The 13,964-nt window shown below is 61.6% G+C and carries 14 protein-coding genes; 9 read left to right on the top strand and 5 right to left on the bottom strand.

Annotated features, from left to right (window positions below; genetic code table 11):
- Positions 1 to 9: 9 nt before the first annotated feature.
- The 4 genes from Q1B27_RS18480 to Q1B27_RS18465 all read left to right on the top strand — a co-directional run bounded on the left by Q1B27_RS18480 (position 10) and on the right by Q1B27_RS18465 (position 3,320).
- Entirely contained in the window at positions 10 to 378 is a 369-nt protein-coding gene (locus Q1B27_RS18480; protein WP_299849734.1) for a hypothetical protein, read from the top strand.
- A 222-nt stretch (positions 379 to 600) separates the two neighbouring features.
- Positions 601 to 1,641 carry a tRNA dihydrouridine(20/20a) synthase DusA gene (dusA, locus tag Q1B27_RS18475; protein WP_299849732.1) on the top strand — a complete coding sequence of 347 codons (1,041 nt, stop codon included), beginning with the start codon at positions 601 to 603 and terminating at the stop codon, positions 1,639 to 1,641.
- A 72-nt stretch (positions 1,642 to 1,713) separates the two neighbouring features.
- On the top strand, positions 1,714 to 2,538 hold the full coding sequence (locus Q1B27_RS18470) for a sulfite exporter TauE/SafE family protein (RefSeq protein ID WP_299849730.1): 825 nt from the start codon (positions 1,714 to 1,716) through the stop codon (positions 2,536 to 2,538).
- Positions 2,532 to 3,320 (top strand): hypothetical protein, encoded by a 789-nt coding sequence (locus tag Q1B27_RS18465; RefSeq protein ID WP_299849728.1) that lies wholly within the window; start codon positions 2,532 to 2,534, stop codon positions 3,318 to 3,320. The genes Q1B27_RS18470 and Q1B27_RS18465 overlap by 7 nt, the downstream gene beginning before the upstream one ends.
- A gap of 258 nt (positions 3,321 to 3,578) precedes the next feature.
- Here Q1B27_RS18465 and Q1B27_RS18460 read toward each other — a convergent pair whose 3' ends face one another.
- Positions 3,579 to 4,796 carry a M20 family metallo-hydrolase gene (locus tag Q1B27_RS18460; protein WP_299849726.1) on the bottom strand — a complete coding sequence of 406 codons (1,218 nt, stop codon included), beginning with the start codon at positions 4,794 to 4,796 and terminating at the stop codon, positions 3,579 to 3,581.
- On the bottom strand, positions 4,789 to 5,454 hold the full coding sequence (locus tag Q1B27_RS18455) for a DUF1028 domain-containing protein (protein ID WP_299849723.1): 666 nt from the start codon (positions 5,452 to 5,454) through the stop codon (positions 4,789 to 4,791). The genes Q1B27_RS18460 and Q1B27_RS18455 overlap by 8 nt, the downstream gene beginning before the upstream one ends.
- A 98-nt stretch (positions 5,455 to 5,552) precedes the next feature.
- On the opposite strand from Q1B27_RS18455, the gene Q1B27_RS18450 reads away from it, so the two are divergent.
- The 5 genes from Q1B27_RS18450 (at position 5,553) to Q1B27_RS18430 (ending at position 11,776) form a co-directional block, all read left to right on the top strand.
- Positions 5,553 to 7,133, top strand: coding sequence for an ABC transporter substrate-binding protein (locus Q1B27_RS18450; RefSeq protein ID WP_299849721.1), 1,581 nt, complete (start codon positions 5,553 to 5,555; stop codon positions 7,131 to 7,133).
- Between the two features lie 58 nt (positions 7,134 to 7,191).
- The gene (locus Q1B27_RS18445) at positions 7,192 to 8,139 is read left to right on the top strand and encodes an ABC transporter permease (protein WP_299849719.1); all 948 of its coding nucleotides are present in this window, start codon (positions 7,192 to 7,194) and stop codon (positions 8,137 to 8,139) included.
- On the top strand, positions 8,136 to 9,998 hold the full coding sequence (locus Q1B27_RS18440; protein WP_299849717.1) for a dipeptide/oligopeptide/nickel ABC transporter permease/ATP-binding protein: 1,863 nt from the start codon (positions 8,136 to 8,138) through the stop codon (positions 9,996 to 9,998). The genes Q1B27_RS18445 and Q1B27_RS18440 overlap by 4 nt, the downstream gene beginning before the upstream one ends.
- 88 nt (positions 9,999 to 10,086) lie before the next feature.
- Entirely contained in the window at positions 10,087 to 11,043 is a 957-nt protein-coding gene (locus Q1B27_RS18435) for an ABC transporter ATP-binding protein (RefSeq protein ID WP_299849715.1), read from the top strand.
- Positions 11,012 to 11,776, top strand: coding sequence for a FadR/GntR family transcriptional regulator (locus Q1B27_RS18430; protein WP_299849713.1), 765 nt, complete (start codon positions 11,012 to 11,014; stop codon positions 11,774 to 11,776). The genes Q1B27_RS18435 and Q1B27_RS18430 overlap by 32 nt, the downstream gene beginning before the upstream one ends.
- A 117-nt stretch (positions 11,777 to 11,893) precedes the next feature.
- Here Q1B27_RS18430 and Q1B27_RS18425 read toward each other — a convergent pair whose 3' ends face one another.
- Genes Q1B27_RS18425 through ccmI form a run of 3 tightly spaced genes read right to left on the bottom strand, consistent with a single transcriptional unit; the run spans position 11,894 to position 13,826 of the window.
- The gene (locus Q1B27_RS18425; RefSeq protein WP_299849711.1) at positions 11,894 to 12,136 is read right to left on the bottom strand and encodes a DUF1289 domain-containing protein; all 243 of its coding nucleotides are present in this window, start codon (positions 12,134 to 12,136) and stop codon (positions 11,894 to 11,896) included.
- Positions 12,133 to 12,609, bottom strand: coding sequence for a Holliday junction resolvase RuvX (gene ruvX / locus Q1B27_RS18420; protein ID WP_299849709.1), 477 nt, complete (start codon positions 12,607 to 12,609; stop codon positions 12,133 to 12,135). Before ruvX ends, Q1B27_RS18425 begins: the two co-directional genes overlap by 4 nt.
- Positions 12,606 to 13,826, bottom strand: a complete 1,221-nt coding sequence (ccmI, locus tag Q1B27_RS18415) for a c-type cytochrome biogenesis protein CcmI (RefSeq protein WP_299849707.1) — start codon at positions 13,824 to 13,826, stop codon at positions 12,606 to 12,608. The genes ruvX and ccmI overlap by 4 nt, the downstream gene beginning before the upstream one ends.
- Positions 13,827 to 13,964 lie beyond the last annotated feature (138 nt).

The raw sequence follows: 13,964 nt of genomic DNA, 5'->3' as shown, positions 1-13,964 counted from the left end.
AGAATTATAATGCACCATCATATCCCAATGCTTACACCGTTCCTGTCATGGGCGCTTATGCTGATCAGCGGGGCATCGTTTTATTTTCACTGGTATAATCGGAACAACGCTGGCTGGCTTTTGAAATACAACCAGATGGAGTTGGCGACGATGGCCCGTCGTGGTGAAGACAACATGGGCATCGACTGTGCGATCATGGGCTTTGGCATGGGGCTGCATAACCTCGACTTCCTGCCGGCCTGGCTGATTTTCTGGGTGGGCCTGGGGATCGTAGCGTTTCGTGCATATGTCCTCGCCGTCACCATCAAACGATCCCGACGCATCTACCGTTTTAAATGGGACACTCTTCGGGGTGGATTAGGTGATCTGACACGTTAATCGGCGCTGCTGGGCACCGACCAATCTAGCCAAAAGATAAAATTGAACGGGGCTCGTCATATGAGGCCCCGTTTTTCTGTTTTCGCGCGCCTTTTTTCTGAACGCAGCCCCCTTTGGTAGACGCGCAGTGCTATCTGCTCTATCAACCTCAACGCCGCGCGGGCATTGATCCGGTGGTAACATGTTGCGGATATCGGATCGGCAGAGCACCGGGAATTCTGAATGACCAGGATCGAGATGAAGACGACGCGCCCCAACGCGCCCGTTGCCGGATCGCAGGCGACAGTGCCAGCCGCCGTTGCAGCACGTCTTTCTGTGGCGCCGATGATGGACTGGACCGATAGGCATTGCCGTTTTCTGCATCGCCTTCTGACGCGGAATTCCCTACTTTACACCGAGATGGTCACCGCACCTGCGCTTGTCAGGGGCGGGGCCTTGCATCTGTTGGATTTTTCGCCGGCCGAGCATCCGGTCGCCCTGCAACTAGGCGGCTCAAACCCGGAAGAGTTGGCGCAGGCTGCCAGGCTCGGGGCAGAGGCCGGATATGATGAGATCAACCTGAATGTTGGTTGCCCGTCTGACCGGGTGCAATCTGGTACTTTCGGGGCCGTACTGATGAAAGAACCGGGTCTGGTGGCCGAATGCTGCGCCGCGATGATCGAGGCCACGGATGTCGAGGTGACGGTCAAGTGCCGCATCGGGGTGGATGAACAGGAGCCCCGCGATGTCCTGCCTGAGTTTCTGGCGCGTGTCAGTGCGGCAGGTGTCGGGCGATTTGCCATCCATGCGCGCAAGGCCTGGCTGAAGGGACTCAGCCCAAAGGAAAATCGCGACATTCCCCCGCTGGATTACGAGTTGGCGGTTCAGATGAAGGGGCTGTTTCCTGCCCTTCATCTTAGCATCAATGGCGGGATCACGACGCTGGATCAGGCCGAGGCTTTTCTGGATGCGGGCATGGATGGGGTGATGTTCGGCCGTGCCGCATATCACCAACCTGCCGACATACTGTGCGCTGTGGATCGCAGAATTTTCGGTGTTGATAGGCCCGACAGTACAGCCGAAGACGCGGTCCGGGACATGCTGCCCTATATCGAGGTTTATCTCGCTGCCGGCGGTCGACTGAATCAGATCAGCCGCCATATGCTGGGCCTGTTCGCGGGCCGCCCCGGGGCACGGGGATGGCGGCGCAAGTTATCTGAAGGGGCGCATCGTGACGGGGCAGGGCCGGAACTGATTCTAAAGGCGCTTGCCTGCGTGAGCTGAGGAAAAACCATTTGTCGACCGATCGCAAATCCGCTCTATGTGGCGATCAGATCGCTTCGGGGACCCGCCACCATGTCTGACCCATCACTCCTGTTCGCCATGCTGGCGCTGTTGCTGGTCATCGGGGCCTTTGCCGGCGTATTGGCCGGGCTCTTGGGCGTGGGTGGGGGTATCGTTCTGGTGCCTGCTTTTTTCTATGCGTTTCAGACGCTTGGCTATGGCGGTCCGCAATTGATGCAGATCTGTCTTGCCACCTCCCTGGCAACAATCATCGTGACGTCCATCAGGTCCGTTCTGAGCCATAACAAGAAGGGTGCGGTGGACTGGGACATCCTGAAAACCTGGGCGCCGGGCATTGCCGTGGGGGCCGTGATCGGGGTTACCGTGGCCTCGAACCTCAGTTCGGTCTTTCTGCAAGGTGTTTTTGGCGTGCTGGGCGTCGCCATCGGACTTTACATGGGGTTGGGCCGATCTGACTGGCGGCTGGGCGCCGAAATGCCGACAGGCGTCACCCGAGCCACCTTTTCCCCTGTGCTGGGATTTCTTTCCGTGCTTATGGGCATTGGCGGCGGCAGCTTCGGCGTACCGCTCATGAGCCTTTACAACACGGCCATTCACCGCGCGGTGGCAACGGCGGCGGGCTTTGGCGTGACCATCGCGGCGCCTTCCGTTCTGGGCTTTCTCTTGCTGACAATCGCCGCGGAACACCGACCGCCCCTGACCGTGGGCGCGGTCAACCTTCCGGCCTTTTTCACCGTCATCGCCATGACATTGATCACGGCCCCCCTGGGCGTGAAGCTGGCCCATGCGATGGATCCCAAACCGCTCAAACGTGTCTTCGCCGTGTTTCTGACACTGGTGGCGCTGAATATGCTGCGAAAGGCGCTGGGATGGTAGCGGCGTTGCTGGAAAAGGGCTGGGCCAGTTTTCCCACCGACACCACCACGCTTGACTGGGTGCGGGTGGCGGCAGCACTGGCAGTTGAACGCATTCAGGACCCGGAAGAGCAACGCCAGTGGCTGCAATGCCAGGGGACATGGTTTGTGGGGGTCGACACGCTGCCCAACGATACCAAAGGGACAATCCCGGGTGCCGCGCCATTATCGGGCACCGCCTATGAAGCGGCCTGCGCGCTTTATGGTGTCTTGCCGCTGCACCGGGCGCAGGTCTCGGTCATCTATCCTGGCTATCCGCGCGCCCGCGCTGGCGAAGGGGAGGGCGCGTTTCGATACCGCCTGAACCGTGACGCGGCCCATGTGGACGGGTTGCTGGCCGTGGGCGATGCCCGCCGCCGCATGCTGAAAGAACGCCACGCCTATATTCTCGGCCTGCCTCTGACGGATTGCAGCGCAGATGCCAGTCCGCTTGTGGTGTGGGAAGGCAGCCACCGGATCATGCGCGCGGCATTTGAAGGGGCGCTGGGTCACCTCGACCAGGCCGATTGGGCGGATATCGACCTGACCGAGATCTATCAGGCGGCCCGGCGCGAGGTATTTGAAACCTGCGCGCGCATTGCCGTGCCTGCGAAACCCGGTGAGGCATATCTGGTGCATCGCCACACGCTTCACGGTGTTGCCCCTTGGCCAGAGAGCGCCACGGCCCCGCCAGAAGGCCGGATCATTGCCTATTTCCGTCCAGAAATGCGCGCGGGAACCGACGATTGGCTGCGGGCACCTTAGGGACAGGCCGGGACAAGCAGGCGCGCTTGAAGGCCGTCAGGCGACACAAAACAACCAGTCAGTTGCCCGAAGCACATCACTCCTGCCAGGCTTATTTCGATATGTGCGGGCCGGGCATGGGGCAGGTTTTGCGTCCGCGCAACGCAGGGCCAAATTCTAAAGCGTTTCCAGTTCACATTGAATCGCTTGTTCGCTGCCTCTCGCGGCGCTCGAACGCGAAAAGCGATGATGCTTGTTTCAACGAACACTGGAAACGCTCTAACGAACCGACTTCAGGAAATGTGCCAGTACGTCAATGGCGACGCCCATATCGCTGGCCGAGGCAAACTCCTCGGGCGTATGACTGACCCCGTTGCGGCAACGGACAAAAAGCATGGCAACGGGGCAGAGATCCGCCATGGCCGAGGCATCATGCGTCGCGCCCGAAGGCAGCGAAAGCGCCCGCGTCCGGGCGTGCCGCGACGCGTCTTTCAAGCATTCCGACAGCTCTGCGGCGCAAGGTTGGGCTTTTTGCTGGTAGGTTCTGGTGCATGTGATCTGCAGCCGGCTTTCCTGCGCAAGCGCATGTGCGAACCGATGCAGGTTTTCCCCGGCCAGGCTGCGTGTTTCATCATCGGGGGATCGGAACTCGGCCGTCAGGCGAACGGCGCGCGGCACCGCGTTGACAACATTCGGTTCCACCGTCAGCGCTCCGACCGTGGCCCGAAGATCAGGCGTGGCCCTGGCCATCCGGTTGACCTCGGTCACAAGGGCAGCAGCGCCCACAAGCGCATCACGACGGCCCTCCATTGGCAATGTCCCGGCATGGCCGGTTTCACCAATTACCGAAATCTGGTGACGTTCGATGCCGCAAATCGCCGTGACGATGCCGACAGCCTCGTCTTCGCGTTCCAGCACCGGACCTTGTTCGATATGCGTCTCCAGAAAGCCGATTACATCGCCCGGCCCACGAGCCAGCTGGCCGATGCCATCCGGGGTCAGGCCAAAACCGCTCAACGCATCACGCAGGGAAATCCCGTCCCGGTCGGTCATTTCCAGAACCGCCGGATCGAAAGATCCTGCCAGGGCGCGTGAGCCGATCAGGGCGGTCGGAAAACGCACCCCTTCTTCATCGGCGAAGGCAAGGATCTCTACCGAAAACGGCAACTCCGTCCCACCGGCCTTCAGTTTTTCCAGTGCGATAAGGGGTAATACCACCCCCATGATCCCGTCATAGGCCCCGCCTTCACGCACCGAATCCTGATGGGATCCCATCAGGAACGTCCCCGCACCGGCAGGGCCCTCCTTGCGGCCAATCAGGGTTCCGGCAGCGTCCAGCGCAACCTCCAGCCCGGCCTGTTCCATCCGTTCGCTCAGCAGGTCAATCGCCGCGCGGTGTTCTGGCGTGAAGGGCAGGCGGGTGACACCCAGGCCGGGCTCGGAACAGCGTGACAGCTCCTCCAGCAAGACCGCCGCCCTCGTGCCCCAATCAGTCAAGCTTTCGCTCCGGATCGTTCAGCGTCGGCACCTGTTCGGTCCAGGCCGCATAGTCTCCGCCCGTGGCCCTTTGGTGCAATTGGTCAAGCGCGCCAATGGGGTCGTCCGGATGATAATCGACCCGCAGCGTCAGGGGTGGTCTGTCAGGATGCAGAACCAGCAGCGCCGCCGAAAGAAGCCCGCGATAATCGCCCCCGGCCTTTTCCGCCGCCCGCAATGCCGCCAGCAATCTCAGATCGAACGCCATGTCGGCACTCTCGAACCCTTCGGCCAGGGCCTCCAGCACGCTGGCCCGCGCCAGCATATTTCCCGCTGCAATTCCGCCCGTAAACGCGACGCTGCCTTTTTCCGGTTGATTGGCATCGCCGGTGAACGCCGCCACCCCGCCATGTCTGTCCAGCGCCGAAAGCTGGCGATGGGCGCGCCCGCGATCCGGCAGCGTGACGTTGTCGATGGCGGATTTTGCATCCGCGCCCTGCTGCATCATCGTCAGAACATCGTCGCCCCACAGGGTCGATGGCGCGGCGCCCTGACTGGCCGACATCCCGGCAGAAAGGTCGCCTCTCAGCACCCAGCCGCCGACGCAAAGGCTACCGGTTGCAGCGGCGCCACCGATGGCACCGGTTTCAGGATCATGCGCAAGAATCGAAAAGGTCATGCCTCACCTTATACTGAACATTTTCTATTTATCATGATTAATTGACGATTGCAATTTATCATGATAAATACAATGCCATTACAACAGGGAGAAAACCAATGAAACTCACAACCTGGACCCGTCGGGGTTTGATGGCCGCCGCCGTGGGCGCGGTGCTGGCCACCGGATCCCTGACAGCCCCCGCAACCGCGCAAACCCCGCCCGGCGTGCTGATCGTCGGCCAGATCGCCGAGCCGAAATCGCTTGATCCGGCGGCGGTGACCGCGGTGAATGATTTTCGCATTCTTGTGAATGTTTACGAAGGGTTGACCCGTTACAAATCCGGCACACTCGAGGTTGAACCGTCATTGGCCACCGATTGGTCGATCAGCGATGATGGCACCGAATATACCTTTACCCTGCGCGACGGGGTCAGCTTCCACGATGGCACGCCATTCAATGCCGAGGCGGTGAAATTCAATTTCGACCGGATGCTGGATGAGAATCACCCCTTTCATGACACCGGCCCGTTCCCACTGTCATTCTTCTTCGGGGCCGTGCAGTCAACCGAGGTTGTCGATGACATGACGGTGAAATTCACCCTGAACGCCCCCTACGCCCCTTTCCTGTCGAACCTTGCCTATCCTACGGGTCTGATCGTCTCTCCCGCCGCGGTCGAGGCGCATGGCAAGGAGTTCGGTCGTAACCCCGTCGGCACCGGCCCGTTCAAATTCGCCGAATGGCGCTCGAACGAGGCGGTCGTCGTTGAGCGCAATGATGGCTACTGGGGCGATGCGGCGGGTACCGAGGCGGTCGTGTTCCGCCCGATCACCGATGCCAACACCCGCGTGGCCGAGATGCTGGCCGGTGGCATCGACATGATGGTCGAAGTGCCACCCACCTCCCTGGGTCAGTTCGAAGGTGGCGGGTTTACCATTGCCGAACAGGCCGGGCCGCATGTCTGGTTCCTGATCCTCAATGCCAAGGAAGGCCCCTTTGCCGACAAGTCGCTGCGCCAGGCGGCCAATTACGCGATCAACAAAGAGGCGATCGTGAACGACGTGCTCGAAGGCACGGCCACCGTTGCGGCAGGCCCCACGCCACCCGCTTTCGCCTGGGCCTATAACGACGCGCTCGATCCCTATCCCTATGATCCCGAAAAAGCCAAGGCGCTGATCGCCGAGGCCGGGGCAGAGGGCGCAGAGCTGACTTTCTTCGTGACCGAAGGTGGCTCGGGCATGCTCGATCCGGTCCCGATGGGCACTGCCATTCAGGCCGATCTCGAAGCCGTCGGCTTTGACGTCAAGATCGAAACCTATGAATGGAATACCTTCCTGGGAGAGGTGAACCCCGGGCTTGAAGGCAAGGCCGACATGGCCGAGATGGCCTGGATGACCAACGACCCCGACACATTGCCCTACCTGGCGCTGCGCTCACAGGCCTGGCCCGATCAGGGTGGCTTCAACTCAGGCTACTATGCCAACGACAAGGTCGATGAGCTGCTCGAGGCCGCACGCACCGCCACCGATCAGGAAGAGCGGGCGAGGCTCTACCGCGAGATGCAATCCATCGTGCAGGAAGACGCGCCCTGGGTCTTTGTCGCCAACTGGAAACAAAACGCGGTGACAAATGACCGGGTCGAGAATTTCGGACTTGAACCGTCATTCCTGTTGCATCTGCAAGGCGTCGTGAAAAACTAACACAAGACGCTTCGGGCTGGTCACAAAAGCAGCCCGAAGCGAACCCAAAGAGGGCACGATGGGCGGATACATCCTGAAGCGACTGATATCGGCCATCCCGGTGCTGCTGGGGATCACGATCATCGTCTTCCTGATCATGTCGCTGATCCCGGGCGACCCGGCCACGGCTATCCTCGGCTCCTACGCGACGCCTGAGAATGTCGAGAAACTCAACCGCGACCTGGGCCTCGACAAACCGATGGTGCAGCGGTATTTCATATGGCTTTCCAATATGTTGACCGGGGATTTCGGGCGCTCCTATTCGCTCAACCGGCCGGTCATCGACGAGGTGCTGGAACGCTTCAACGCCACGCTCATTCTGGCGGGCACGGCCTTTGTTCTTTGCTCGATCCTCGGGGTGTTGGCCGGTGTGATCTCGGCGGCCCGTCAATATGGTCTTGCCGACAAGGCGATCACCTTCATCGTGCTGATCGGCATTTCGGTCCCGTCTTTCTTTCTGGGCATGATGATGATCCTTGCCTTCGCAGTGAACCTGCGCTGGCTGCCGGTGTCGGGCATGTTCGCGATCTATGGCGGTGGCGATCTGCCGGACCTGATCAACCACCTGATCATGCCGGCGCTGGCGCTCGCTGCCGTGGCCACCGGCGTCATTGCGCGGCTCTCACGGTCGGCGATGCTTGAAGTGTTACGGCAGGATTACATCCGCACCGCCCGCGCCAAGGGCGTGCCCGAACGCCGGGTGATCATGGGCCACGGGCTACGCGCCGCCATGGTTTCGATCATCCCGATCCTTGGTATTCAGGCCGGGTTTGTCCTGTCGGGCGCGGTTTATATCGAGATCGTGTTCCAATGGCCCGGCGTCGGCCGGATGCTGGTGGATGCGATCCTCAAGCGCGATCTGCTGCTGGTGCAGGGCGGCGTCGTGTTCGTCGCGGCCTGCTACGTGCTCTTCAACATCGCCGTCGATGTCGCGCAAAGCCTGCTTGACCCCAGGATCAAGACATGACGTTTCTCAGGCTTCTTTTCCGAAACCGGCTGGCCGCGATGGGTGCCGTGGTGCTGGTGGCAATCCTGATCCTTGTCCTGATCACGCCGCTTCTGCCGCTGCAAAACCCCGACACGACTGCCACCGCCGACCGGTTCCAGAAACCCTTCAGCGACGGGCATCTGCTGGGCACCGACCATCTGGGACGCGATCTGCTCAGCCGCCTGTTGCACGGCACCCGACTGTCGCTTGCGGTCGGTATCGCCGCCGCGGTGATCGCCGCCACCATCGGCTCGGCCATCGGCATCGTCGCGGGCTATTTCGGCGGGCGCATCGACAACGTGATCATGCGCGTTGTCGATATGCTGATGGCCTTTCCCTATATCCTGCTGGCGCTGGCGATCGTCGCAGCCCTGGGCCCCGGCCTGATGAACGCATTGATCGCCGTGGCCGCGGTCAACGTGCCGTTCTTCGCCCGCAACATTCGCGGCATAACGGTGGGCCTTGCTGGCCGCGAATTCATTGATGCCGCGCGGCTGGCGGGCATGGGGCACACACGGATCATCCTCACGGAACTTCTGCCCAATGTGCTGCCGGTGATCATCATTGCCATGTCCACCACCGTGGGCTGGATGATCCTTGAAACCGCCGGCCTCAGCTTTCTCGGTCTGGGCAGCCAGCCACCGCAGGCCGATCTGGGCTCGATGCTGGGCGAGGCGCGCTCGGCCCTCATTTCGCACCCGCATACCTCGGTCGTGCCGGGGATCATGATCTTCCTGATCGTCATGTCGATCAACCTGCTGGGTGACGGGGTGCGCGACGCGCTTGATCCGCGCCTGCGTTCCGGCGCGCTCAGCCGCCCGCTGCCCACCACGCTTGTGGATCGCCAGGGCGACATTCCCGCCGCCACCGACGATCTGCTGGCGATTCAGAACCTTCAGACCCAGTTTCATGTCGGCAAGCGCATCTACCGCGCGGTGGGTGGTGTGTCGCTCGCTGTCAAACCCGGGGAATGCCTGGGCGTGATCGGCGAAAGTGGCTCGGGCAAATCCGTCACCGCGCTGTCGGTCATGGGCCTTGTCGCCTCGCCCCCGGGTGTGATCACCGGTGGCGCGGTGCGGTTTCAGGGACACGACCTGATTGGTGCCCGTTACGAAACGCTGCGGCAGAAACGCGGGGACCGGGTGGCCTATATCTTTCAGGATCCGCTTTCGACGTTGCATCCGCTCTACCGCGTCGGGCGGCAACTGGCCGAGGCGATCCAGTCGCATCACAAGGTTTCCAGCGCCGAGGCACGCACCCGCGCGATCAGCTTGCTCAAGGATGTTCGCATCCCCAATGCCGAAAGCCGTGTTGACAATTATCCGCATGAAATGTCGGGCGGGATGCGCCAGCGCGTCGGCATTGCCATGGCGCTGGCGAATGAACCCGACGTGATCATCGCCGATGAACCCACGACCGCGCTGGATGTCACGGTACAGGCACAGATCCTCTCGTTACTTTACGATCTGCGGCGCGATCGCGGCCTGGCGATCATCTTCATTACCCATGATTTCGGCGTGGTGGCGCAGCTATGCGACCGCGTGGCCGTGATGTATGCGGGCCGCATTGTCGAAGAGGGGCCCACCGATGCTGTGCTCGAGGCTCCGGCGCATCCCTACACGAAACGTCTGATCGCCTGCGTGCCCGAACTGGGCGGTGGGCGGCGCGCGCTGGCGGCCATTCCGGGCCTGCCGCCGGTGGTCGATGACCTGCCACCGGGCTGTGCTTTCGCCCCGCGCTGCGCCAAGGTGCAGGATGCCTGCCGGACACAAGAGGTGACGCTGGCCGGGGCGGCGCCCCGCGCCGTGCGCTGCCTTTTCCCCGAGGAGGCCCTGTGATGACCCACCTGTCGCGTACCGACGTAATACCGACAAAATACCGACGTTATACCGACGTTGAATTTTGCCTGTTTTCCGGGGGATCCGCATGACCGCCCTGACCGTCGAAAACCTGGCCAAGACCTTCCCGCTGAAGAAGCCGCTTTTCGGTCCCGCACCGCCCGGCGTCCGCGCCGTCCGCCCCATGAGCTTTGCGGTCGAGACCGGCGAAACCCTCGGCGTTGTGGGCGAATCCGGCTGTGGTAAATCCACGCTGGCCCGGATGCTGGTCGGGCTGCTGGAGCCAAGCGAGGGGGCAATCCAGATCGAGGGAAAGGCGCTCGACAATGCCGATCCGGCGGAATTCGGCAAGCTGATCCAGTATGTTTTCCAGGATCCGATCAGCAGCCTGAACCCACGCAAAACCATCCGTCAGATCATCGAGGCACCTCTTAAACGACTGTATAATATGCCGAAATCGGAACGCGAGGCACGGATCTCCGAGATTTTCGCCTCCGTCAATCTGCGCGAGGAATTTCTGGAACGCTACCCGCATGAATTCTCCGGCGGCCAGGCACAGCGCATCGGCATCGCGCGGGCGTTGGCCGCAAGCCCTCGGATCGTCATTCTGGATGAACCGGTCTCGGCGCTTGATGTCTCGGTACAGGCACAGGTGCTCAACCTTCTGGCCGATCTCAAGGCGCAGTTTGGCCTGACATATCTCTTCATCACCCATGACCTTGCCGTGGTCGAAGCGGTCAGCGATCGCATCATCGTGCTCTATTTCGGATCGGTCGTCGAAATCGGCAAGGCCGAGAATATCTTTGCAACCCCCCGACATCCCTATACAAAACTCCTGGCAGACAGCGCCCCGGTCGTCGGTCGGCCTCTTTCCGCGCCCGAGCAGAAAGGGTCGGAATTGCCCGATCCGCTCAACCCGCCGCCGGGCTGCGCCTTTGCCGGCCGCTGCCCGCGCGCAACCGATCTTTGCCGCGCCAAGGTGCCCGCGCTGAAACAAATGGGAGAAGACCAACTTGCCGCCTGCCACCACCCGATCGAAGGCTGAACCCAAGCTGAGCAGACCCGTTCAGGTCGCCGAGGCGATCAAGGACTGGGTCGTGGAACAAGGGCTTCAGGCCGGGGATCGTCTGCCGGGCGAGGCTGAGCTGATCGAACGGTTCGCCATGGCCAAAGGTACGATCCGCGAGGCCATGCGCATCCTCGAGGCCCAGGGTCTGATCAAGACCCGCACCGGCCCCGGCGGCGGCGGTTTCGTGCACGAGGTCAGTCGCCAACGCGCCAAGGCTTTGTTGGGAAATTACTTTTATTTCAAGGACCTGACCATTGGTGACATCTACCAGTTGCGTCTTGCGCTGGAACCGGAACTTGCGGCCTCTCTGGCGGGTAACCTGTCGGAAGAAGTACTGGCGCTATTGGAAGACAATATCGCTGAATATTCTGAACCTGCTGCCACGCTGGATGAAGAACGTCAGCAGCATGTGGCATCGCTCCGGTTCCATGCGGTCCTGGCCGAGCAGGCCAAAAACCCGATGCTGGGCTTCATCATCGACTTCATGGTGAACCTTTTGTCCGATCTCACGGTTTACCGGCGTCTTTATTCACCGCCCAATCTCGAGCTCTGGAAGCAGGGGCGTGACCACCAACAGAGGCTGGTTCAGGCATTAAGGAACAGCGATGGCGATCTGGCCCGATCCATCATGACCGACCATATGGAAACCGCATGGACGCTTATGCGCCAGCAAGAGGTTGAGATGCAAAGCAGGTTCATATCAGAATAGGTGCCACCCGCCCCTCGTGTCCCACGGCCCAGAGCCGGCTGGCAATTTCGAATAACTCACATGCGCGGGCATTACAGGCGCGCTTGAAAACATACCAAAAAATGGTGATCAGGCGTTTTAGCCGCCTCGTTGCATCCGCGCGGCACGGCCACCGCGGCGCTTGCGCAGCAGCGGGGCACGGTTCGGCAGGTCTTCCATGATCTCGCGACGTTCATCGGAACTCATCTTTGACCAGCGGCCAATCTCGTCGATGGATCTCAGACACCCGGTACAGATCCGCGCCTCGGGATGCACGACACAGATGCGCACGCAGGGGCTTTCAACCTCATCGCGCTTCCAGACGGGTGTTTCGTCGTTCATTGTGCTGCCCTCAAGTGGCTCAAGCGGTCCAATACTCCCTGCAGGATATAGGATGCTGCGATATTATCTATGACCTCGGCGCGACGTTTTCGTGTCGCATCCGCCTCTAACAACGCTTTTTCCGCCGCGACGGTCGATAACCTTTCGTCCCAGAACCCGATGGGGAGCGCCGTCAACCGTTCCAGATTGCGGGCGAATGCGCGTGTGGATTGGCAGCGCGGGCCTTCGCTGCCATCCATGTTACGGGGCAGACCCAGGATAATTCCGCCTATATCGCGCTCTTTGGTTATTTCCAGCAGGCGCGCCGCATCCAGCCCGAATTTGCGCCGGCGGATGGTTTCGAAAGGGCTGGCAACCGATAGCAGGCTGTCCGAGACCGCAACGCCGATGGTCTTTTCACCCAGATCAAGCCCAATCAGCGCGCGCCGGGCGGGCAGGGCGGCGGCAAATGCCTCAATGTCGTCCGTGATCATTCGGCAACCCCGGCCTGCTCTGCGCCGGATCGAACCTGCGCCAATGCCTCGGCCTTGCCCGCAAAAACCTGCTGTGCCTCGGTCCAGATGGCGCGCGCCTGATCCACTTCGCCCAGAACCCCGTAGGCGGCGATCAGGCGGGCCCATTCCTCGGGGCTACCGCCGTCACTTGCCAGGCGGTCCGACAGGTTCTGGACCATACCTCGGATCATCTGGTCGCGATCCTCGGCGTTCATCTCGCCCGCAGCTTCAACATCCTCTGCCGATGGCCCCCTTACGGGTTGCGGCAGCTCGTATTTGACCCCCGCACGCCAGGCGACTTCTTCAATCTGGTTGCGGATCGGCGCCACCCAGGGCGCATCCGGGGGGCTTTCGCGCAGCAGCTGTTCCCAGGTGCGGAACGCCGCATCAGGGCGATCCACCTGCATCAGGAACGAGCCCAGATAATAACGCGAAGTCGGGTGGTCGGGATCCCGTTGCAGCGCCATGCGTAAGGCCGCCTCGGCCTCGGTCGAGACATATCCGCCTGCCGCCGCGATCATCAGATCGGCCATCAGCGCATGATCATCGGCGGTGGCTTCGGGGCCTTTGACCTCGATCACCTTTGCCTGCGCAGTGTAGGCGGCGGTGATATTGCCCAATGCGGCCTCGTTGCGTACCAACAGGCGCAAACCACGCAGGTCGCCCGGCCGGTCCTTGACCGTCTGGCGCAGTTTTTCCATCAGGGCCAGGTAATCCGCTGACGCCTCGGGCACCGGTGGCCGCGCAGGCGCGCGCGCCTCGGCTTCGGATTGCGATGCGCGTTCGGTGCGTGCCTGTTCGGATGCCGCAATCCGCGCCTCAAGCGGCAGGTCACCGTACCCGGGCGCGCCCAATCGGGCGTAAAGTGCAACGGACCCGCCCAGCATCACCGCAATCAGCGCCAGCGCCACGATGGCGTTGCCACCTGTCGTGCGACCGTCAGCGGCCTGCTGCGCGCGCAGATTCGCATCCGCGGCCAACACGCGCCGGGATACTTCGGTGCGCACCCGCTCGGCATCCGCCTCGGCGATCACCCCGCGCGCAAGGTCGCGATCCACCTCTTTCAGCTGGTCGCGATAAACCTGCAAATCATAAGCTGCAGGCGGTATCGCCCCTTTGCGCCCGCGCAAAAGCGCCAGTGCCAGAACGCCCCCGACACCCAGTGCCAGCGACCCGATGATGATCCAGAACGTCATGGCCTCTCCCATTTCCGATCTTCATGTAACGGTGCGGTGACCCGGAAAAAAGGCCAAACCCTTCACAACAGGGTCATCTGGCCAGCGCCAAGTTGCCGCAATGTCGCGATTTCGATGTTTTGTGCCGCCGTCAGTGTG

Origin of the sequence: uncultured Roseovarius sp. (assembly GCF_947489715.1) — a bacterium.
Lineage (GTDB): Bacteria > Pseudomonadota > Alphaproteobacteria > Rhodobacterales > Rhodobacteraceae > Roseovarius.
This window is presented reverse-complemented; position numbering and strand designations above follow the sequence as displayed.

Excerpts from the sequence above, each read along its gene's own strand:
- Q1B27_RS18480 (WP_299849734.1), top strand. The coding sequence starts at position 10 with ATGCACCATCATATCCCAATGCTTACACCGTTCCTGTCATGGGCGCTT.
- dusA (WP_299849732.1), top strand. The coding sequence starts at position 601 with ATGACCAGGATCGAGATGAAGACGACGCGCCCCAACGCGCCCGTTGCC.
- Q1B27_RS18470 (WP_299849730.1), top strand. The coding sequence starts at position 1,714 with ATGTCTGACCCATCACTCCTGTTCGCCATGCTGGCGCTGTTGCTGGTC.
- Q1B27_RS18465 (WP_299849728.1), top strand. The coding sequence starts at position 2,532 with ATGGTAGCGGCGTTGCTGGAAAAGGGCTGGGCCAGTTTTCCCACCGAC.
- Q1B27_RS18455 (WP_299849723.1), bottom strand. The coding sequence starts at position 5,454 with ATGACCTTTTCGATTCTTGCGCATGATCCTGAAACCGGTGCCATCGGT.
- Q1B27_RS18450 (WP_299849721.1), top strand. The coding sequence starts at position 5,553 with ATGAAACTCACAACCTGGACCCGTCGGGGTTTGATGGCCGCCGCCGTG.
- Q1B27_RS18445 (WP_299849719.1), top strand. The coding sequence starts at position 7,192 with ATGGGCGGATACATCCTGAAGCGACTGATATCGGCCATCCCGGTGCTG.
- Q1B27_RS18440 (WP_299849717.1), top strand. The coding sequence starts at position 8,136 with ATGACGTTTCTCAGGCTTCTTTTCCGAAACCGGCTGGCCGCGATGGGT.
- Q1B27_RS18435 (WP_299849715.1), top strand. The coding sequence starts at position 10,087 with ATGACCGCCCTGACCGTCGAAAACCTGGCCAAGACCTTCCCGCTGAAG.
- Q1B27_RS18425 (WP_299849711.1), bottom strand. The coding sequence starts at position 12,136 with ATGAACGACGAAACACCCGTCTGGAAGCGCGATGAGGTTGAAAGCCCC.
- ruvX (WP_299849709.1), bottom strand. The coding sequence starts at position 12,609 with ATGATCACGGACGACATTGAGGCATTTGCCGCCGCCCTGCCCGCCCGG.
- ccmI (WP_299849707.1), bottom strand. The coding sequence starts at position 13,826 with ATGACGTTCTGGATCATCATCGGGTCGCTGGCACTGGGTGTCGGGGGC.